The organism is Amycolatopsis vancoresmycina, assembly GCF_000716785.1.
Lineage (GTDB): Bacteria > Actinomycetota > Actinomycetes > Mycobacteriales > Pseudonocardiaceae > Amycolatopsis > Amycolatopsis vancoresmycina.
Genome location: NZ_JNYY01000018.1, coordinates 1 through 17,409, shown reverse-complemented (window position 1 = coordinate 17,409; position 17,409 = coordinate 1). Strand labels below are relative to the sequence as shown.

Genomic DNA, 17,409 nt, shown 5'->3' with positions numbered 1-17,409 from the left:
AGGGCGGGGGCTGCTTGAGGTCCCCGAGGGGGCACAGCAAGACTCAGCCCACCTTGGCGACGATTCGCCGTTCCCCGTCCCGCCGCTCCTCGACCCCCCAAACCCCGGGCAGCTGAACATCCTTCTCCGCCCGCACCAAAGTGTTGTACAGCGAAACCGACTCCGGCAGCACCCCGAACCGCAGGTCGGTCTGCCCCCGGAAGCAAGCCCGCCGGAGATCGAGCGACCCCGTCACCTTCACCCCAGTGAACAGCGCGTCATTATCGAACCGCGCATCCTTGAACGTCGTCGGTCCCGCGAACGTCGTGTCCGTGAAGTCGGTGAGCTCGGCGAAGTGCGTCCCGCTGAACCAAGCGTGCCTCTCGAACACCGCGCCCCGGCAGCGGAAGTACCCGATCAGACGACCCGCGTCCGTGCCCGCCGCCGTGAAGTACACGCTGCCCGTGAACCGGCAGCCGCTCAAGTTGGTGCTGCTGTGCAATGCCGCGTACCGCAGCAGCATTCCGCCGATGCGGCGGCCGGAAAAATCGAGGTACTCGACGACCGCTCCGGTGAGGTCCAGGTCGTAGTCCGGGGCGTCCGGCGCGTCGGCCGGTGGGAGGAGCTCCCTGACCAGGCGCTGCGCCGTGAGGCGCACCTGGAGCTCCTGCTCCTGCTCGGGCGTGCCGCGGGTGCCGTCGCGTTCCTTGCGGTCCAGCTGCTTGTCGTACCGCGGGTGCTCGAACGGCCGCCGCAGGTACGAACACAGCACGTCCAGCACCGTCTGCGTGTAGTCCGGACGGCTCCTGGCCAGCCCCGCCAACGCGTGCAGCGCCCCCACCCGGACCTGGTCGGCCGCGTGGCCGAGGAGCTCGACCGCCTTCGCGAAGCGCTCGTCGGCGACCCGGGAGCGGTCCTGCTCCGCCCGCTGCGACTCGAGCTCGTGCCGCTGCCGCTCGATGTCCTGGCGTCGCTCCTCGACGCGGCGGCGCCGGTCGTTCAGCCACAGCGCGTACAGCGCCACGATCGCGCCGCCCGCCAGGCCGCCCGTCTTCAGCGCGTCGCTGCGGCTGGTGGCGGGGTCGGTCAGCAGCCAGCCGCCGACCCCGAGCAACAGCACCACCGACGCGAAGAACGTCCACGCCAGCGGCGATCGCCACAGCTTCACCGGCTCAGGACACCAGCATCGTGCTGACGCAGAAGCCCTTGTCGTCGAAGTTCGTCGCGCTCAGCGTGCCCTTGACCGGCTTGCCCGCGGCCGTTCCGGTGACCTGGCCCTCGACCAGGTACTTGTCGTTCGGGACGTCGCCGAGCTGCAGCTGCAGCGGCGGCTTGAGGAACGTCGAGAGCCATGACTGGAGCAGGTCCTTCGAGTCCGCGCAGCCCAGCGCGACGGCGCCGGTGTTGTCGCCCGCGTTCAGCTTGTCGATGAACCCCTGCAGCACGGCCTTGGCGTCCGAAGCGCCTTCGCCGCCGCTGGGCGTCGACGGCTTCGGAGCCGTAGCCGACTTCTTGGGCGTTGTCGGCTTCGGCGCTGTCGGCTTGGCGGACGTGCTCGACGCCGGCGGCGCGGCCGTGTCCTCCTTCGACAGGAAGAACCCGGGGGCGACGAACCCGGTGATGCCCACCAGGGCCAGCACCACGACCACGGCGGCGCCGATGGCGATCCACATCCCGGTCTTGCTCTTCTTCGGCGGCGCCGGCGGCCCGCCGAAGCCCTGCCCGTAGCCGCCGGTCGCCGGGTCCCAGCCCGACACCTGGCCGCCCGCGTTCGGGTCCCACGTCTGCTGCCCGTACTGCTGCGCGTTCGGGTCCGCCCACGCCTGCTGCTGTTGCTGCTGCGCGTTCGGGTCCGCCCACTGCTGCTGCGCGTACGGGTCACCCCACGCCGGCTGCGGGTTCGCCGGGAAACCGCCCGACGCCGGCGGGTAGCCCTGCTGCGGGTACTGCTGGGTCGGGTACGGCTGCTGCGGCTGGTTGGGATCCCACCCGCCCTGCTGCGGGTACGGCTGCTGCGCGAAGCCGCCGGACTGCGGCTGCTGGCCGTACGGGTCGGGCTGGCCGGGCTGGCCCGGCTGAGGCGGGTAGGTCATCGGTCCGTGCCTTCCGGGCGCTGGAGGTGTTCGTGCGCTTCCGACGTCCGGTGGACGCGTGCGGTTCCCCCGGGCGTGGCTGCAGCATTCTGCAAGCTCGGACGGTACGGCATGAAACCGGCTCCCGGTCGCGGCGACGCGAAACCTTCACGACCGGGAGCCGGCCGGGGATGGCTCAGCCGTTGGCGAGGGCCTGGAGCCGGTCGTAGGCACCGTTGAAGGTGTCCTGGTCGAGCGGGCTCGAGGTGTACTGCCAAACGGTGTAGAAGCCCCAGTTGTAGGGCAGGGTGCCGACCGACGACGAGTACCGCGCGACCCACAGCGGGGCCGTGCTGGAGAAGTCACCGCTGACGCACTGGCCCCACCAGTTCGTCGACGTGTAGATCACCGGGTACCGGCCGGTCTTGGCGTGGTAGGTGTCGTGGAAGTCGAGGATCCACGCCGTCATCGCCGCCTTGCTCAGCCCGTAGCAGGTCGCGCCGTACGGGTTGTACTCCATGTCCAGCGCCCCGGGCAGCGTCCTGCCGTCCTTCGACCAGCCGCCGCCGTGCGCGACGAAGTACGTCGCCTGCGCCGCGCCGCTCGAGGTGTTCGGCGTGGCGAAGTGGTAGGCGCCCCGGATGAAGCCCTGGTTGTACGAGCCGTTGTACTGCTGCGCGAAGTACGGGTTCGTGTAGTTGGTGCTCTCGGTGGCCTTGGTCCAGACGAACCGCTTGCCCTGGTTCCACCAGCTCGCCCAGTCGACGTTGCCCTGGTAGCTGGCGACGTCCATGCCGGCCACCGTGGCCAGCACCTGGTTCGGGACGGCCTGCGCCGGCTGCGGTTGCTGCGCCGCCTGCTTCGTCTCCGGTGTCGACTTGTCGCCTTCGACACGCCGGATCTGCGACCCCAGATCGTGGTTGTGCTCGGCGATGTCCGCGTTGATCGCGGCCACGGGGTCGACTTCGGGGGAGAACGGGGTCGCCTGGGCCGTGCTGCCGAGCAGGAGCAGCGTGGCCGGGACGACCAGGGCGGCGAACAGCCGCCCTCTTCGGGATGTGGACATGTCGGATCCCTTCACAGATACCCTCGCGAAGGGCGGCTTACTGCAGGTAGCCGCCCGAGCACGATTGTTAGGGACGAAGTGGCGTTTGTCACTCAGTTCCGTGAAATTGGGTATACGTGTGGGTGATTTTCTCCGGAAGTCGATCTTCAATTGGTGACTGGTTAACACCTATTACCCGGAATACTGGGCCGTTCAGCCCAGCGCGAGGGCCAGCAGCCCCGCCACCGGGCCGTTGAACCAGTTCTGGTCGCCGGGCAGCGTGCCGCGGTCGGCGAACTGCCAGATCGCGTGGCTGGTCCAGCTCGCGGGCAGCTCGCCGATGAAGGTGTTGTAGCGCGCGATCCACAGCGGGTTGCCGCCGAAGCCGGCGTTGTTCGCGGTGCAGCGCTTCCACCAGCTCGTCGACGTGTAGATCGTCGGGAGCCGCCCGGTCTTGGCGAAGTAGGTGTCGGAGAAGTCCCGGATCCACGCGACCATGCCCGCGGCGTCCTTGCCGTAACACGTTTCGCCGTACGGGTTGTACTCCGCGTCGAGCGCGCCCGGGAGCGTCTTGCCGTCGGCCGACCAGCCGCCGCCGTGGGCCAGGAAGTACCGCGCCTGCGACGCGCCGTCGGAGATGTCCGGCCGCGCGAAGTGGTAGGCGCCGCGGATGAGACCGACGTTGTAGGAGCCGTTGTACTGCTGCGCGAACTGCGGGTTGACGAAGCCGGTGCCCTCGGTCGCCTTGACGTAGACGAACTTCGCGCCCGAGCCGGCCGCGCCGGCCCAGTCGACCGGGCCCTGGTGCCCGCTGACGTCGTGGCCGAGCTGCTGCTCGTCGCCGCCGTACAGCACGTCGGGGGCCTCCCCGACGCCCTCGACCTTGGCGATCTGCGAACCCGCGAAGTGGTCCTCGGCGCCGGCGTAGCCGTCCGCGGCGGTCGCCGGGCACGGCCCGGCGAGGAGCAGGACAGCGGCGGCGAAGGGCACCAGCGAACGACGTTTCACCCTCTTGCACCCCATCCGTCTCGTCAGACTTCTTCAGCCTCACGATGCACCCGAGCCGCCGGATCGGCGACTCGGGTGGTCACCCGATGGAGTTGGATCCGCAGGTCAGCGGCGTTCGTCGGCGAGCGCCTTCAACAGGTGCTCCGCCGGCACGACGGCCGTGATCAGGTCGTGCGGGTTGATCGCGACGGGGTGGCCGCCGAGCAGGCTGACGATGTCGCGGCCGAGCACAGCTCGCGCGTGCGGCCACTCGCTCGGCACCAGCGACTTGCGCGTGTACGCGGGCACCATGACCCGGCCGTCGGTGTTGTGGAAGCCGATGACGGTCCGCTGCACCGGCGACATCGCGTAGACGAACAGCGTCGCGTCGAGGACGACCTTCGGCAGGTCCGACGGCGGCCGGTGCTCGGTCCGGACGAGCTGCAGCAGGTGCTCGAGGTCGTTCGCCGGGTCCGGGAAGCCGAGCGCCTTGGGCGAGGGCCGGTAGCGGTCGTTCGGGTGGAAGTCGGCCACGACGTCCCCGGCGCCGTTCACCGGGTACGCGCCGACGACCGCCCACGACGGCACCGGGCCGTTCGGGTCGAAGGCCTCGTCGATGACGTAGAGCCAGCTGTCGGGGTTGGCGCGGGCGTTCGCGCGCATCTCCGCGGTGATCTCGGGAGTGCCGTGCTTGCCGGCGCGCCGCGCCTGCTGGCCTTCGCGCCGCGAGGCGCGGTTCTGCTTGCCGTGCCTGCCGGGGCGATCGGCTCCGCTTCCGGTGGGCTGCTGCGAAACCATCCGATCCGCCTCGTCCCGCTGCGCCATCGTCATCCCCACGTTCTCGGGTGTGCCTGCCAAGTCTTGGTGCGCCACTCTACTGTTTGCCCATGGCCTCTTCGCGTTCGGTCGACCCCGGACAGTTACGTGCGGCGGTGCTGGCGATTTCCCCGTGGTTGCAGGGTGATGCGCCCGATCCGGCGCGCCCGGAACTGGCCGCGGCGGTCCGGCTGTCCCTGCGCGCGCTGGCGGCGGACGCGCCGGGCCGGACGGTCGAGGTGCGGGTGCCGCCCTTCGCCGCGGTGCAGTGCGTCGAGGGCCCGCGCCACACCCGGGGCACCCCGCCGAACGTGATCGAAACCGACCCGCGGACGTGGCTCGAACTGGCGACCGGCCGACTGGACTGGACCACGGCGGTGGCGGACGGCCGGGTGTCCGCGTCGGGCACCCGGGCCGACCTTTCCCACTGGCTCCCCCTCGTCCGGTTCTGACGGACGGGTCCCGGACCTCCCGGACTCCCGGGCACCCGCGCGGTCCGCGTCCAGCAGCGCTGACGTCGCGAATGACTCATTCGGGACCTCCGGCGTCCCGAATGAGTCATTCGCGACCTGGGGGCGCAGGCGTCGGACGGGGAGCGCGGGTCACGGCTTGCGGCCGACCCCGCCGGCGATGGTCCGCTGCGCCACGTTGAGCTCCTTGAGCCGCGGCCCGTCCGGCCACCAGTCGGCGCACAGCGTCACGCCGGGGTCGACCATTTCGAGGCCGGGGAACAGCGCCTCGATCTCCTTCTGCGTCCGGAACGTGCCCGAGCCCATCGGGCTGTGCAGGAAGAAGTCCTCCATCCGGCGCGCGGTCGCGGAGTCCTCGTTCTCGGGGTCGAAGAAGTGGCTGAGCCCGACGAAGGAGCCGGCGGGCAGCGCGGCGACGTACTCCCGCATGATCTCGGCCGGCCGGTCGTGGTCGCCGTTGAAGTGGTGCAGCGTGCCCATCTGCAGCAGGACCAGCGGCTGGCTGAAGTCGATGTGCTCGCGGACGACCTCGTTCTCGAGGATCCGCTGCGGCTCGAAGATGTCTTCGGCGACGAAGTGGGTGTGCTCGTTCTCCTCCAGCAGCGCCCGGCCGTGCGCGAGGACCACCGGGTCGTTGTCGACGTAGACGACCTTGGTCTCCGGGTTGATCCGCTGGACGACCTGGTGGGTGTTCTCCGCCGTCGGCAGGCCCGAGCCGAGGTCGAGGAACTGGGTGATGCCGGTCTGGCTGGCGAGGAAGCGGCAGGCGCGGATGAGGAAGCCGCGGTTCTCGAACGCCAGGTCCTGGGCTTCCGGGGCGGCCTTCTGCACCTTGTGCAGGACCTCCCGGTCGATCTCGTAGTTGTCCTTCCCGAGCAGGAAGGCGTCGTACACGCGCGCGATGCTCGCTCGGGTCGGGTCGACCCCCACGGGAACTCGTTCGGTTCGGGTCGCGGCGTCGGGCATGTTGAACCTCGCAAGTTCTGTGTCGAAAGTCTCGTACCCTACGTAGAGTAGGACTCCACACGCATGCGGTAAACCGGGTCACCTCTTTGCGCAGGACGGCCCAACGTGTACTTTCGGTAGTCGGGCTAGAACCCCCTGGTGACGTGAGCGCGGAAGGTCCGGGAATGAACGCGGTGAACGCGTCCGCAGGTGAACAGAACATCGGCCCCACGGCGCGCCGGATGATCCTGGGCTCCCAGCTGCGCCGGCTCCGGGAGGAAGCCGGCATCACCCGTCAGCAGGCCGGTTACAACATCCGGGGGTCCGAGTCGAAGATCAGCCGGCTCGAGCTGGGCCGGGTCGGCTTCAAGGAACGCGACGTCACCGACCTGCTCACGATGTACGGCGTCGACGACCCGACCGAGCGCCGCACGTTCCTCGACATGGTCAAGCAGTCGAACGAGCCGGGCTGGTGGCGGCGCTTCGGCGACACCATGCCGAACTGGTTCACCGACCTCGTCGGTCTCGAAGAAGCCGCCGCGCGAATCCAGATCTGGGAACCGATCTACGTCTCGGGCCGGCTGCAGATCGAGCCGTACGCGCGGGCGATCTTCAGCCACGGCCGGCCCGAGATGGCCGACGAACGGGTCGACCAGCTCGTCGCCCTGCGCATGCGGCGGCAGAAGATGTTCAGCAGGCCGGACGCGCCCCGCGTGTGGATGGTGCTCGACGAGTCGGTGCTGTACCGCCCGATCGGCGGCGTCAAGGTCCTCAAGCAGCAGATCGAATACCTGCTCGAGATGAGCGCCCTGCCGCACGTGTCGGTCCAGGTGCTGCCGTACTCGCGCAGCGGGCTGTCCGCCGAGCACGCGTTTTCGCTGCTGCGGTTCGGTGAGCCGGAACTGCCGAACATCGCGTACGTCGAATACCTCACCGGCGCGCACTACATCGAGAAGCGCGAAGAGATCGAAAAGTACAGCCGAGCGCTCGACATGCTGGCCGTTGACGCGGAGACGCCGGAGCGGAGCCGTTCGATGCTCGCGAAGCGCCGCCAGGAGATCTAGTAACCGGCAGTAGTGATTAGGCCGTTCGTGCTGACAACTATCACCCGATAGGTTAACCGCGAACGTGGGATTCTTTACCGTCAGAGAACTTTGCAAGAAATTCTGCACGTGCATTTACCGCTGCATGCGAACGTGCTAGCCTCGGATACGCGGGCAAATGCACATGCAGATGCATAGCCCCGGAAGATCTTCCGCATCGAGAGGTGGGACCATGGCTGAGCGATTCGAGAACGGCATCCCGGCCGATCGGCTGTCCGGTGCTCAATGGCGCAAGGCGAGCTACAGCGGCGCGGTCGGCAACTGCGTCGAAGTCGCGCCGCTGGCCAACGGGGAGATCGCGATGCGCAATTCGCGCTTCCCGACCGGCCCGGCGCTCGTGTACACGCGCGCGGAAATGGCGGCGTTCCTGGCGGGAGCCAAGGACGGCGAATTCGACGATGTCCTCGGCTGAGGTCGTCGCCCCCGTCTTCGACATCGAAACCGGACTGCAGGAGCTGGTGGCTCGCGGCTACCAGTTCGTGCACCCGGCCGACGAGCGCGGCGAGGTCCTCGCCGTCGTCGGCGTGCGGGTGCACGACGACGTGGTGGACGTGGTCCGGCTCAACGCCGAAGACGACGTCGTGGCGATCAGGATGCCCGGCACCGAGGAGAACATCTTCGAGCCGGAGCGGTGGCTGTGGCGGCGCCGCGGCGAGGGCGCGCAGGTGCTGACGGAGATCCTCTCCCTGCCGGACGCGTGCTAGACGTGCAGGCTCACGGCCCCTGTCCGAAGTGGTCAGAACCACGTCGGGCGGGGCCGGGCCGTCGATCGGACCGTTTACACTGAAATCGGCCTGACCACGTCTTCCCAGGAGCTCCTCGGTGGTTTCCGACCCGCAGCTCGTGTCCGACCAGCCCGAACCGGAACCCCGTGAGGAGTGTGGCGTCTTCGGCGTCTGGGCTCCCGGGGAAGAAGTCGCGAAGCTGACCTACTACGGCCTCTACGCCCTGCAGCACCGGGGCCAGGAGGCCGCCGGCATCTCCGTCTCCGACGGCTCGCAGATCGTGGTCTTCAAGGACCTCGGCCTGGTCAGCCAGGTCTTCGACGAGCAGATCCTGCAGTCGCTGCAGGGCCACATCGCCGTCGGGCACTGCCGGTACTCGACCACCGGCGCGACCATCTGGGAGAACGCGCAGCCGATCTTCCGCACCACCGAGACCGGCAGCGGCCTGTCCTTCGCGCACAACGGCAACCTGGTGAACACCGCCGAGCTGCGCGAACGCACGATCGCCGCCGGCCTCAAGCCGCACGCGGGCCTGACCGGCTCGTCGAGCGACTCCGACCTGATCTGCGGCCTGCTCGCCGCGACCGCCGCCGACAAGGGCATCGAGGCCGCGGCCATGGAGCTGCTGCCCACCCTGAAGGGCGCCTTCTGCCTGGTGTTCTCCGACGAGAACACGCTGTACGCGGCCCGTGACCCGCACGGGGTACACCCGTTGGTGCTCGGCCGGCTCGAGCGCGGCTGGGTCGTCTCGAGCGAGACCGCGGGCCTCGACATCGTCGGCGCGTCCTTCGTCCGCGAGGTCGAGCCGGGCGAGCTCATCGCCATCGACGCCGCCGGCCTGCGCTCCTCCCGGTTCGCGAACCCGGACCCCAAGGGCTGCGTCTTCGAGTACGTCTACCTCGCCCGCCCCGACACCACGATCGCCGGCCGCGGCGTCCACGCGACCCGCGTCGAGATCGGCCGCCGCCTCGCCGCCGAGCAGCCGGTCGAGGCCGACCTGGTGATGCCGGTGCCGGAGTCCGGCACCCCGGCCGCGATCGGCTACGCGCAGGGCTCGGGCATCCCCTACGGCACCGGCCTGGTGAAGAACGCCTACGTCGGGCGCACGTTCATCCAGCCGTCGCAGACCATCCGCCAGCTGGGCATCCGGCTCAAACTGAACCCGCTGCGGGACGTCATCCGCGGCAAGCGCCTGGTCGTGGTGGACGACTCGATCGTCCGCGGCAACACCCAGCGCGCGCTCGTCCGGATGCTGCGGGAGGCCGGCGCGCTCGAGGTGCACGTCCGGATCGCGTCACCGCCCGTGCGCTGGCCGTGCTTCTACGGCATCGACTTCGCGTCGCGGGCCGAGCTGGTCGCGAACGGTGTCGACACCGACGGCATCCGGCGCTCGATCGGAGCCGACTCCCTGGGTTACATTTCCCTGGACGGCCTGGTCGCGGCGACGGAACAGCCGAAGTCGCGGCTGTGCACGGCGTGCTTCTCCGGCGAGTACCCGATCCCGCTCCCGGAGGACGCGCTGATCGGAAAGCACCTGCTTGAAAGCCTCGACGCGGTCAATGGCGCGGCGACCCCCGTCAGTCCCGCCGGGTACGGTGCCGAAGACGCCGTCCGGCGTCCCTGAGTTCCTTCCAGTAGGGAGTCCGTCCACCGTGAGCGAGTCCACGAGCGCCACGTACGCCGCCGCCGGAGTCAGCATCGACGCCGGTGACCAAGCCGTCGAGCTGCTCAAGCCGCACGCCCAGCGGGCCACGCGCCCCGAGGTCCTGGGTGGCGTCGGCGGCTTCGCGGGGCTCTTCTCGCTGAAGCTCGACAAGTGGAAGGAGCCGGTGCTCGCGTCGTCGACCGACGGCGTCGGCACCAAGATCGCGGTCGCGCAGGCGCTGGACAAGCACGACACGGTCGGCATCGACCTGGTCGCGATGGTGGTCGACGACCTGGTCGTGACCGGCGCCGAGCCGCTGTTCCTGCAGGACTACATCGCCGTCGGCAAGGTGCACCCGGAGAAGATCGCGGCGCTGGTCGGCGGCATCGCCGAGGGCTGCGTCAAGGCCGGCTGCGCGCTGCTCGGCGGCGAGACCGCGGAGCACCCGGGGCTGATGGGCGAGCACGACTACGACATGTCGGCCACCGGCGTCGGCGTGGTCGAGGCGTCCCAGCTGCTCTCGCCGGAGAAGGTCCGCCCGGGTGACGTCGTGCTCGCGCTCGGCTCGTCCGGCCTGCACTCGAACGGCTACTCGCTGGCCCGGCACGTGCTGCTGGACATCGCCCGGATGCCGCTCGACGGGCACGTCGAGGAGTTCGGCCGCACCCTCGGCGAGGAGATGCTGGAGCCGACGCGCATCTACGCGAAGGACTGCCTGGCGCTCGCCGCCGAGACCGAGGTCCGGACGTTCGCGCACATCACCGGCGGCGGCCTGGAGGCCAACCTGGCCCGGGTCATGCCGCGCGGCCTGGTCGCCCGGCTCGAACGCGGCACCTGGACGCCGGCGCCGGTGTTCGCCCTGATCGGCCAGCGCGGCAAGGTCGAGCGGGCCGAGCTGGAGAAGACGTTCAACATGGGGGTCGGCATGGTCGCGATCGTCGGCGCCGAGGACGTCGACCGGGCGCTGGCCATGCTGACCGCGCGGCACGTCCCGGCGTGGATCCTGGGCGACGTCCAGCCCGCCGGCGACGTCGACGGCCCGCGCGCGGTGCTTTCGGGCGACCACCCGCGGTTCTGATATCCGCTCGACCCGGCTGTCACACTGGTTGACGTGGCAGCCGAAGACGTGGTGGTCGGCTCCCGGTTCACGATCCCGGGAGCCGAGTTGAGCGAGCGCTTTTCGCGCTCGTCCGGCCCGGGCGGGCAGGGCGTGAACACCACGGACTCGCGCGTCGAGCTGTCCTTCGACGTCGCTGCGTCGCCGTCGATCCCCGAGCACCTGCGGGAGCGGGTCCTGGCCGGCCTCGGCTCGCGGCTGGTCGACGGTGTCCTGACGATCGCGGCCAGCGAGCACCGCTCGCAGCTGCAGAACCGCGAGGCCGCGCGCGGCCGGCTGGCGAACCTGCTGCTCGACGCGTCGGCGCCGCCGCCGGCCAAGCGGCGTCCCACGAAACCCTCCCGCGGTTCGAAGGAGCGCCGCCTGGCGTCGAAGAAGCGCCGGAGCGACGTGAAACGCGGCCGCTCCGGGCGCTTCGACGACTAACTCAGCGACAGGTGCACGCACTCGCCCGCCGGCCGGTAGCCGACGCGGGCGTAGACGTTCCCGATCCCCAGGTCACCGGGGGTGAGGAACGCCGTGTGCGCCCCGGCGTCGTGCACCTCGCGGGTCAGCCGCGCGGTGAGCGCCGCGGCGATCCCGCGGCCGCGGTACGCCTCGAGCACGGCGATCCCGGCGATCTCGGTGGTGCCGTCGACGATTTCGAGCGCGAGCCCGCCGCCGACCACCACGCCGTCGGATTCCGCGAGGAGGTACCGCACCCCGGCGCTCGGCTGGCCGGCCTCCCCGGCTTCCGCGGGTTCGCCGAAGGCGATGTTCTGCGCCGATCGCATGCGCCGGAAATCCTCGGCGGACTCGGGTGCGCGCAGCCGGATGCCGTCCGGCACCGGTTTGTCGACCCGCACGGCCGGTGCGCAGGTCATCAGCGGTACCCGGCGTTCGAGCTCGTACCCCGCGTCGACCAGCAGTTCTCCAGGTCGGGGGCGACGTCGGTGAAGTACTCGAGCCGCGGGAGCAGGTCCCGCCGCCGGTACGCCTCCGTCAGGGCGTCGATCTCGGCGGCGGTCGGCTTCGCGCCGTCGTCCGGGATCGCGTAGTTGAGCATCGGGTGGGCCGTGTCCGGCGAGAAGATGGCGAGGAACGGGCCGACCCGCTCGGTCGCCCGGCCGCGGGGCGCCGTCTTGCGGACATAGGTCTGGATGGCGGACATGGGGAGCCTTTCGAGAGCACGTCAAGGAGCCGCAGCCGGTGACCGGCCTGCGGGCGGGGCGCTGGGCGTCGGGCCTAGCGGGGGCCGACGCCGAAGGCGGCGCCAGGCATAGGCAGTCCCTTGATCTCGAAATGGCTCTTCCCGGCCATGGTCGCACGGCCGGCAACCGGTTTACCGGCGTTCCGGGTGCGCGATGGCCGCGTAGCGCTTGTCCCACACCGAGCGCGGCACCCGCAGGCTGAGCGTGGGCGCTTCGCAGATGGTGCGACGCGGCAGGGGGATCGCCACCGGGGCGTCGAGCCAGCGCCAGCCGCGGCGGCTGAGGGCCGCTCCGAGCGTCGCGCCCGCCGCGTTGAGCAGGACGTCGTCGGTCGACGTCACGCGGCCGTCATGGATCAGATATTGCGTACCCTCCACCAGCACGGAGGCGATCAGTGCGGCCAGGGCCACCCGCAGCAGCGCCCGCAGGCGGCGGATCCGCAGCGGGAGCAGCGCGCCGAGCGGGCACAGCAGCAGGACGTTGCCGATCACCTGCCAGAGCGAGCCGCCGCTGGCGAGCGCGGCGGTGACGTCGGCGCCGGGCACGAGGTCGAGCGTGCTGTCCGCGGCGTCCCCGACAGGCATTGTGACCAGGCAAAACACCAGGAAAGCGACGAAGGTGGCGGCGCAGTCGACGGCGGCCGTCGCGGTCGCGCGGCGGGCGGGCATTCGTCGGCGGCGCCTCGCCGCGAGCAGTGGCCAGCCGAGCAGCGCGTACGGCAGCGCGATGGCCGAAACCGGAACCATCCCCCAGAAGGCGCGCAGCAGAGCTTCCATGCGTGAACCCCTCGAAACATTCGATGCGCGGTGGAACGACCCAAGATCACCTTCGCATCACGAGATCGGCTCGGCATTCCGAGCCGACCGCACTATTCGGTGATCTTTCCGGTGGCGCCGGTTGTCCGGTCGTGGTTCGGTCAGGGGGCCGCACTGTCCACAGTGGAGACTGTGGACAACCCTGTGGATGAATTCGGGGTGCGGTGAGAGAACCGTTGTGGCGCAGGGGAAACGCGCGAAGTGTGCCTGTGTACTACTTCGCGGCGAGGTGGCGCGCCTGCTCCAGCAGGGCCTGCAGGTGCAGCCCGCGCCGGACGTCGCAGGGGTGCGTCGTCGTGCCGCTCGCGATCATCGCCGCGAAGTCGTCCAGCAGTGCGGTGTAGGACTCCTGCGCCGAGCCCGGTTTGCGCCCGAGCGTCCGGTAGCCGTGCTGGCCCCAGACGGCGACCTCGACGACGGTCGGCTGAACCGGCAGCCGCAGCGAGAGCGTGGCCGTGCTGATCGCGCCGCCGTCGTGGGCCAGCATCAGGTGCCAGAGGTCGCCGGGGCTCTGCCGGGCCGCCACGACCTCGGTGATCGGGCCGAGCGCGGCGTCCAGCATGTCGAGCGCGTGCGGGCCGATGTCGTACAGCGCGCCGCCGTCGTCCTGCCGCCACTCCGAGGCGGCGTACTGGCCGCCGAGCAGGGCGCCGGACAGCCAGCGCGCGCCGCCGCCCGCCCAGCCGCCCGCCTGGGCGAGGCCGGCGAGCCACTCCTGGGTCTGCGCCGAGTAGCGCAGGGTCAGCACGACGAGCGCGGCCACGTCGGCGGCCGCGACCGCGTCGGCCAGCCGTTGCGCGCCGTCGAGGTCGGCGGCGATCGGCTTCTCCAGGATCAGGTGCTTCCCGGCCTCGGCGGCGCGCACGCCCAGCTCCGCCTGCACCGACGGCGGCACCGCGAACGCGACCGCGTCGACCTGCGCGAACAGCTCCTCGACGCTGGCCGCGGTGGCCGCGCAGTGCGTCTCCGCAAGCGCTTGCGCCGCCTCCAGCCGCCGCGCCCAGACCGCGGTCAGCGCGGTGCCGGGGTGGTCCGCCAGTCCGGGCGCGTGCACCGTCGCCGCCCACGGGCCGGCGCCGACCAGGCCGACGCGCAGCTGTCCGTCCGCGATGAGCTGTCCCACGGCCCGCAGTCTAGGTGTGTCCCGCGTCGCGCCGGAACCGCACCTTCGGCGGGCGCCGACCTGGTTAAAGTGCCTGCATGATCGCCTCCCGCTTCGCCGTTGTCTGCGCGCTCCTGTTCGGCGCCGCCTTCGTGGGTGCCGCGCCCGCGTCGGGGGCGGGCACCGACGGGGCCTGCCCCGACGGCGGCGGCGTCACGGTGGTCGTCGACTTCGGCGACCTGGGGCCCGGGTCGCTGGTCCGCTGCGCCCCGGGGACGCCGTCGAACGGCATCGCCGCCCTGCAGGAGGCCGGGATCGACGTGGCGGGCTCGCAGAAGTACGGCCTCGCCGTGGCCTGCCGGATCAACGGCAAGCCGGGCCCGGACGTCGAATCCTGCGCGGGGATGCCGTCGGCGACGGCGTACTGGAGCTACTGGCACGCGACCGCCGGGGGCAGCTGGACGTCGAGCCAGGAAGGCGCCCAGACGGCCAAGCCGGCCCCGGGCGGGTTCGAGGGCTGGGCGTTCGCGCGGCCGAAGTCGGTGAACGACATGCCGGCGCCGCCGCGCGTGCCGCCGGTGCGCCAGGCGGCCACAACGGCACCCGCTGCGTCCGGCGAGGGCAGTTCCTTCCCGTGGGGCCTGGTGGTCGGGGCCGTCGTGATCGTGCTGGTCGGCGGCGCGGGGATCGTCGTCGCCCGCCGCCGGCGTGCGCAGTAGGGCCCTGCACCCCGGCGCCTGGTGGGCCTGGGCGCTCGCGCTGGCCGTCGCCGCCAGCCGCACGACGAACCCGCTGCTGCTCGGGCTGGTCATCGCCGTCGCCGGGTTCGTCGTCGCGAACCGGCGGAGTGACGCGCCCTGGGCGCTGGCGTTCCGCCTGTACGTCTACGTCGGCGCCCTGATCGTCGCCTCGCGCGTGCTGTTCCGGATCCTCGTCGGCGGCGAAGACGGCGGCCACGTGCTGTTCACGCTGCCGCGGATCCCGCTCACGACCGGGTTGTCCCTGCTCGGGCCGACGTCGGCGGAGGAGCTGCTCGGCGGCTTCTACGACGGCCTGCGGCTGGCGGCGATGGTGGTCTGCATCGGCGCGGCGAACGCCCTGGCCAACCCGAAACGCCTGCTCAAGGCGGTTCCCGGCGCGCTGTACGAGGTCGGCACGGCGGTGACGGTGGCGTTGACGGTCGCCCCGCAGCTCGTCGAGAGCGTGCAGCGCGTGCGCCGCGCCCGGCGGCTGCGCGCGGGCCGGACTCGCGGGTTGCGGGCGGTCAAGGGCATCGTGGTGCCGGTGCTGGAGGACGCGATGGACCGGTCACTGCGGCTGGCGGCCGCGATGGACTCCCGGGGCTACGGGCGCCGGGAGTACCTGAGCGCCCGGCTGCGGGCGTTCATCGCGTCCTGCGTCGTGGCCGGCCTGGTCGGGGTGTGCGTCGGTGTCTACGGCGTCCTCGACGGGACGTCGTCGGCCTGGCTCGGGGTGCCGTTGCTGGCGGCCGGGCTCGCGGTGGCCGTCGTGGGCTTCGTCGTCGGCGGCCGCCGGGTGCGCCGCACGGCGTACCGGCCGGACCCGTGGCGCTGGCCGGAGACGCTGGTCGTCGCGTCCGGCGTCGCGGCGTGTGCGCTGTTGTTCGTGACCGCGCGGGTGGACCCGGACCGGCTGTTCCCTTCGCTGAGCCCGCTGCGCTGGCCGGAGGTTTCCTGGGTGCACGTGGTGTCCGTGCTGGTCGCGGCGCTGCCCGCGGTCGTTTCACCCCCGGCTCCGGAGGTTGCCCGGTGATCGAGTTCTCGCGGGTCACGGTGACCTACCCGGACGCCTCGCGGCCGGTGCTGTCGGACGTGTCGCTGACGGTCGACGAAGGCGAGTTGTGCCTGGTCGCGGGGCCGACGGGGGCGGGCAAGTCGACGTTCCTCGGCGCGCTCAACGGGCTCGTCCCGCACTTCACGGGCGGCCACCTGGCCGGCCGGGTGCTCGTGGCCGGGCGCGACACGTCCCGGTACCCGCCGCGCGAACTGGCGTCGGCGGTCGGCGTCGTCGGGCAGGACCCCCTCGCCGGGTTCGTGACCGACACTGTCGAGGAGGAGCTCGCGTACGCGATGGAGCAGCTGGCGGTGCCGCCGGACGTGATGCGCAAGCGGGTCGAGGAAACGCTCGACCTGCTGGGCATCGCCGACCTGCGCAACCGTCCACTTCGGACGCTCTCGGGCGGCCAGCAGCAGCGCGTCGCGATCGGCTCGGTCCTGACGGCGCACCCGTCGGTGGTGGTCCTCGACGAACCGACGTCGGCACTGGACCCGACGGCGGCGGAGGACGTCCTCGCGGCGATCACCCGCCTGGTGCACGACCTGGGCACGACGGTGGTCGTGGCGGAGCACCGGATGGAGCGCGTGGCCCAGTACGCGGACCGGCTGCTGTACCTGCCGGGCGACGGTTCGGTCCGGTCCGGCCCGCCGGCCGAGATCCTGGCGACGTCGTCGATCGCGCCGCCGATCGCCGAGCTGGGCCGGCTGGCGGGCTGGTCACCGCTGCCGTTGTCGGTCCGGGACGCCCGCCGGGTCGCGGGGCCCCTGCGATCGCGGCTGCGGAAATTGTCGGTGGTGGGTCGTAGTCTCTCGGTGACCGGTTCGGCACTGGATGTGAGAGGGGTGGTGGTCCGATACGGAGATGTCCTGGCGGTACGTGGGGTAGACCTGCGTGTCGGACCGGGTGAGGTGGTCGCGCTGATGGGACGCAACGGCTCCGGCAAGTCGTCGCTTCTCTGGGCGGTGCAGGGCAGCGGCCCGAGGTCGGCGGGGAAGGTCGACGTCGGCGGCGCGGACCCGGCAACGCTCAAGCCACGAGTGGCCCGTCAGCGCGTCGGCCTGGTCCCGCAGTCCCCGGCCGACCTGCTGTACCTCGATTCGGTGGACGCCGAGTGCGCACAGGCGGACACCGAGTCCGAGGTACCGGCAGGAACGGCCCGGGGCCTGCTGGACAGGCTCGCCCCGGCAGTAGCCGGTGAAGCGCACCCCGGCGACCTCTCGGAAGGGCAGCGACTGGCGTTGGTGCTGGCGATCCAGCTGGCGGCGGCCCCACCGCTGGTCCTGCTCGACGAGCCAACCCGAGGCCTCGACTACCACGCGAAAAGGCGCTTCGCCGCGATCCTGCGAGAGCTGGCCTCGCAGGGCCGCGCGGTGCTCCTGGCCACCCACGACGTCGAGTTCGTGGCGACGGCGGCCACCCGAGTGACGGTCATGGCCGAGGGCGAGGTGGTAGCGGACGGCCCGACAAGGGAGGTGATCGTCGCCTCCCCGGCGTTCGCACCCCAGGTGGCCAAGATCCTGGCCCCGGAGCCGTGGCTGACGGTCGACGAGGTGGGGGAAGCGTTGGGATGAGGGAGCAGGAGGAGGGGAGGGGGTGGGGGG

The 17,409-nt window shown here is 71.2% G+C and carries 20 protein-coding genes; 10 read left to right on the top strand and 10 right to left on the bottom strand.

The features are described 5' to 3' along the window. Positions 1-43: 43 nt before the first annotated feature. From OO60_RS34310 to OO60_RS34290, 5 genes are all read right to left on the bottom strand, one after another. Positions 44-1,147, bottom strand: coding sequence for a pentapeptide repeat-containing protein (locus OO60_RS34310; RefSeq protein WP_003056898.1), 1,104 nt, complete (start codon positions 1,145-1,147; stop codon positions 44-46). Positions 1,148-1,151: 4 nt separating this feature from the next. Beyond that, entirely contained in the window at positions 1,152-2,072 is a 921-nt protein-coding gene (locus tag OO60_RS34305) for a hypothetical protein (RefSeq protein ID WP_003056900.1), read from the bottom strand. Positions 2,073-2,247: 175 nt separating this feature from the next. Further along, positions 2,248-3,117 carry a lysozyme gene (locus tag OO60_RS34300; protein WP_003056903.1) on the bottom strand — a complete coding sequence of 290 codons (870 nt, stop codon included), beginning with the start codon at positions 3,115-3,117 and terminating at the stop codon, positions 2,248-2,250. Between the two features lie 192 nt (positions 3,118-3,309). Continuing rightward, a complete protein-coding gene (locus tag OO60_RS34295) occupies positions 3,310-4,119 on the bottom strand; it encodes a lysozyme (RefSeq protein ID WP_051767851.1) in 810 nt (269 codons plus the stop codon). A 90-nt stretch (positions 4,120-4,209) separates the two neighbouring features. After that, complete coding sequence (locus tag OO60_RS34290) at positions 4,210-4,914, bottom strand: type VII secretion system-associated protein (protein WP_003056908.1); 705 nt, start codon at positions 4,912-4,914, stop codon at positions 4,210-4,212. 56 nt (positions 4,915-4,970) lie between these two features. On the opposite strand from OO60_RS34290, the gene OO60_RS34285 reads away from it, so the two are divergent. Further along, positions 4,971-5,351 (top strand): sterol carrier family protein, encoded by a 381-nt coding sequence (locus OO60_RS34285; RefSeq protein ID WP_063749445.1) that lies wholly within the window; start codon positions 4,971-4,973, stop codon positions 5,349-5,351. 150 nt (positions 5,352-5,501) lie between these two features. On the opposite strand, the gene OO60_RS34280 is transcribed toward OO60_RS34285, so the two are convergent. Further along, on the bottom strand, positions 5,502-6,299 hold the full coding sequence (locus tag OO60_RS34280; protein WP_003056911.1) for an SAM-dependent methyltransferase: 798 nt from the start codon (positions 6,297-6,299) through the stop codon (positions 5,502-5,504). A gap of 200 nt (positions 6,300-6,499) precedes the next feature. Here OO60_RS34280 and OO60_RS34275 point away from each other — a divergent pair, with 200 nt between their 5' ends. From OO60_RS34275 to arfB, 6 genes are all read left to right on the top strand, one after another. Continuing rightward, the gene (locus OO60_RS34275; protein WP_003056913.1) at positions 6,500-7,378 is read left to right on the top strand and encodes a helix-turn-helix domain-containing protein; all 879 of its coding nucleotides are present in this window, start codon (positions 6,500-6,502) and stop codon (positions 7,376-7,378) included. Between the two features lie 211 nt (positions 7,379-7,589). Beyond that, positions 7,590-7,829 carry a DUF397 domain-containing protein gene (locus tag OO60_RS34270; RefSeq protein ID WP_003056915.1) on the top strand — a complete coding sequence of 80 codons (240 nt, stop codon included), beginning with the start codon at positions 7,590-7,592 and terminating at the stop codon, positions 7,827-7,829. Then, positions 7,816-8,121, top strand: a complete 306-nt coding sequence (locus OO60_RS34265; protein ID WP_003056918.1) for a hypothetical protein — start codon at positions 7,816-7,818, stop codon at positions 8,119-8,121. Before OO60_RS34270 ends, OO60_RS34265 begins: the two co-directional genes overlap by 14 nt. Before the next feature lie 118 nt (positions 8,122-8,239). Then, positions 8,240-9,766, top strand: a complete 1,527-nt coding sequence (purF, locus tag OO60_RS34260) for an amidophosphoribosyltransferase (protein WP_003056920.1) — start codon at positions 8,240-8,242, stop codon at positions 9,764-9,766. 28 nt (positions 9,767-9,794) lie between these two features. Next, on the top strand, positions 9,795-10,865 hold the full coding sequence (gene purM / locus OO60_RS34255; RefSeq protein ID WP_003056921.1) for a phosphoribosylformylglycinamidine cyclo-ligase: 1,071 nt from the start codon (positions 9,795-9,797) through the stop codon (positions 10,863-10,865). Positions 10,866-10,913: 48 nt separating this feature from the next. Beyond that, on the top strand, positions 10,914-11,330 hold the full coding sequence (gene arfB / locus OO60_RS34250) for an alternative ribosome rescue aminoacyl-tRNA hydrolase ArfB (RefSeq protein WP_033262954.1): 417 nt from the start codon (positions 10,914-10,916) through the stop codon (positions 11,328-11,330). Here the strand turns inward: arfB and OO60_RS48360 are convergent. The 4 genes from OO60_RS48360 to OO60_RS34235 form a co-directional block, all read right to left on the bottom strand. Next, entirely contained in the window at positions 11,327-11,767 is a 441-nt protein-coding gene (locus OO60_RS48360; protein WP_338059617.1) for a GNAT family N-acetyltransferase, read from the bottom strand. The genes arfB and OO60_RS48360 overlap by 4 nt on opposite strands. Then, the gene (locus OO60_RS48355) at positions 11,767-12,054 is read right to left on the bottom strand and encodes a hypothetical protein (protein WP_338059618.1); all 288 of its coding nucleotides are present in this window, start codon (positions 12,052-12,054) and stop codon (positions 11,767-11,769) included. Before OO60_RS48355 ends, OO60_RS48360 begins: the two co-directional genes overlap by 1 nt. Before the next feature lie 171 nt (positions 12,055-12,225). Beyond that, positions 12,226-12,870 carry a VanZ family protein gene (locus OO60_RS34240; protein ID WP_003056925.1) on the bottom strand — a complete coding sequence of 215 codons (645 nt, stop codon included), beginning with the start codon at positions 12,868-12,870 and terminating at the stop codon, positions 12,226-12,228. A gap of 253 nt (positions 12,871-13,123) precedes the next feature. Next, the gene (locus OO60_RS34235) at positions 13,124-14,032 is read right to left on the bottom strand and encodes a Gfo/Idh/MocA family protein (RefSeq protein WP_003056927.1); all 909 of its coding nucleotides are present in this window, start codon (positions 14,030-14,032) and stop codon (positions 13,124-13,126) included. Between the two features lie 77 nt (positions 14,033-14,109). On the opposite strand from OO60_RS34235, the gene OO60_RS34230 reads away from it, so the two are divergent. The 3 genes from OO60_RS34230 to OO60_RS34220 are packed head-to-tail and all read left to right on the top strand — an operon-like array spanning position 14,110 to position 17,379. Beyond that, positions 14,110-14,730 (top strand): hypothetical protein, encoded by a 621-nt coding sequence (locus OO60_RS34230; protein ID WP_003056929.1) that lies wholly within the window; start codon positions 14,110-14,112, stop codon positions 14,728-14,730. After that, on the top strand, positions 14,720-15,784 hold the full coding sequence (locus OO60_RS34225; protein ID WP_003056931.1) for a CbiQ family ECF transporter T component: 1,065 nt from the start codon (positions 14,720-14,722) through the stop codon (positions 15,782-15,784). Before OO60_RS34230 ends, OO60_RS34225 begins: the two co-directional genes overlap by 11 nt. Continuing rightward, positions 15,781-17,379 (top strand): ABC transporter ATP-binding protein, encoded by a 1,599-nt coding sequence (locus OO60_RS34220; protein WP_003056934.1) that lies wholly within the window; start codon positions 15,781-15,783, stop codon positions 17,377-17,379. The genes OO60_RS34225 and OO60_RS34220 overlap by 4 nt, the downstream gene beginning before the upstream one ends. The last annotated feature ends 30 nt before the right edge of the window (positions 17,380-17,409 follow it).

Coding starts and splice junctions, on each gene's coding strand:
- OO60_RS34305 (WP_003056900.1), bottom strand. CDS start 2,072: ATGACCTACCCGCCTCAGCCGGGCCAGCCCGGCCAGCCCGACCCGTAC.
- OO60_RS34300 (WP_003056903.1), bottom strand. CDS start 3,117: ATGTCCACATCCCGAAGAGGGCGGCTGTTCGCCGCCCTGGTCGTCCCG.
- OO60_RS34295 (WP_051767851.1), bottom strand. CDS start 4,119: ATGGGGTGCAAGAGGGTGAAACGTCGTTCGCTGGTGCCCTTCGCCGCC.
- OO60_RS34290 (WP_003056908.1), bottom strand. CDS start 4,914: ATGACGATGGCGCAGCGGGACGAGGCGGATCGGATGGTTTCGCAGCAG.
- OO60_RS34285 (WP_063749445.1), top strand. CDS start 4,971: ATGGCCTCTTCGCGTTCGGTCGACCCCGGACAGTTACGTGCGGCGGTG.
- OO60_RS34275 (WP_003056913.1), top strand. CDS start 6,500: ATGAACGCGGTGAACGCGTCCGCAGGTGAACAGAACATCGGCCCCACG.
- OO60_RS34270 (WP_003056915.1), top strand. CDS start 7,590: ATGGCTGAGCGATTCGAGAACGGCATCCCGGCCGATCGGCTGTCCGGT.
- OO60_RS34265 (WP_003056918.1), top strand. CDS start 7,816: ATGTCCTCGGCTGAGGTCGTCGCCCCCGTCTTCGACATCGAAACCGGA.
- OO60_RS48360 (WP_338059617.1), bottom strand. CDS start 11,767: ATGACCTGCGCACCGGCCGTGCGGGTCGACAAACCGGTGCCGGACGGC.
- OO60_RS48355 (WP_338059618.1), bottom strand. CDS start 12,054: ATGTCCGCCATCCAGACCTATGTCCGCAAGACGGCGCCCCGCGGCCGG.
- OO60_RS34240 (WP_003056925.1), bottom strand. CDS start 12,870: ATGGAAGCTCTGCTGCGCGCCTTCTGGGGGATGGTTCCGGTTTCGGCC.
- OO60_RS34230 (WP_003056929.1), top strand. CDS start 14,110: ATGATCGCCTCCCGCTTCGCCGTTGTCTGCGCGCTCCTGTTCGGCGCC.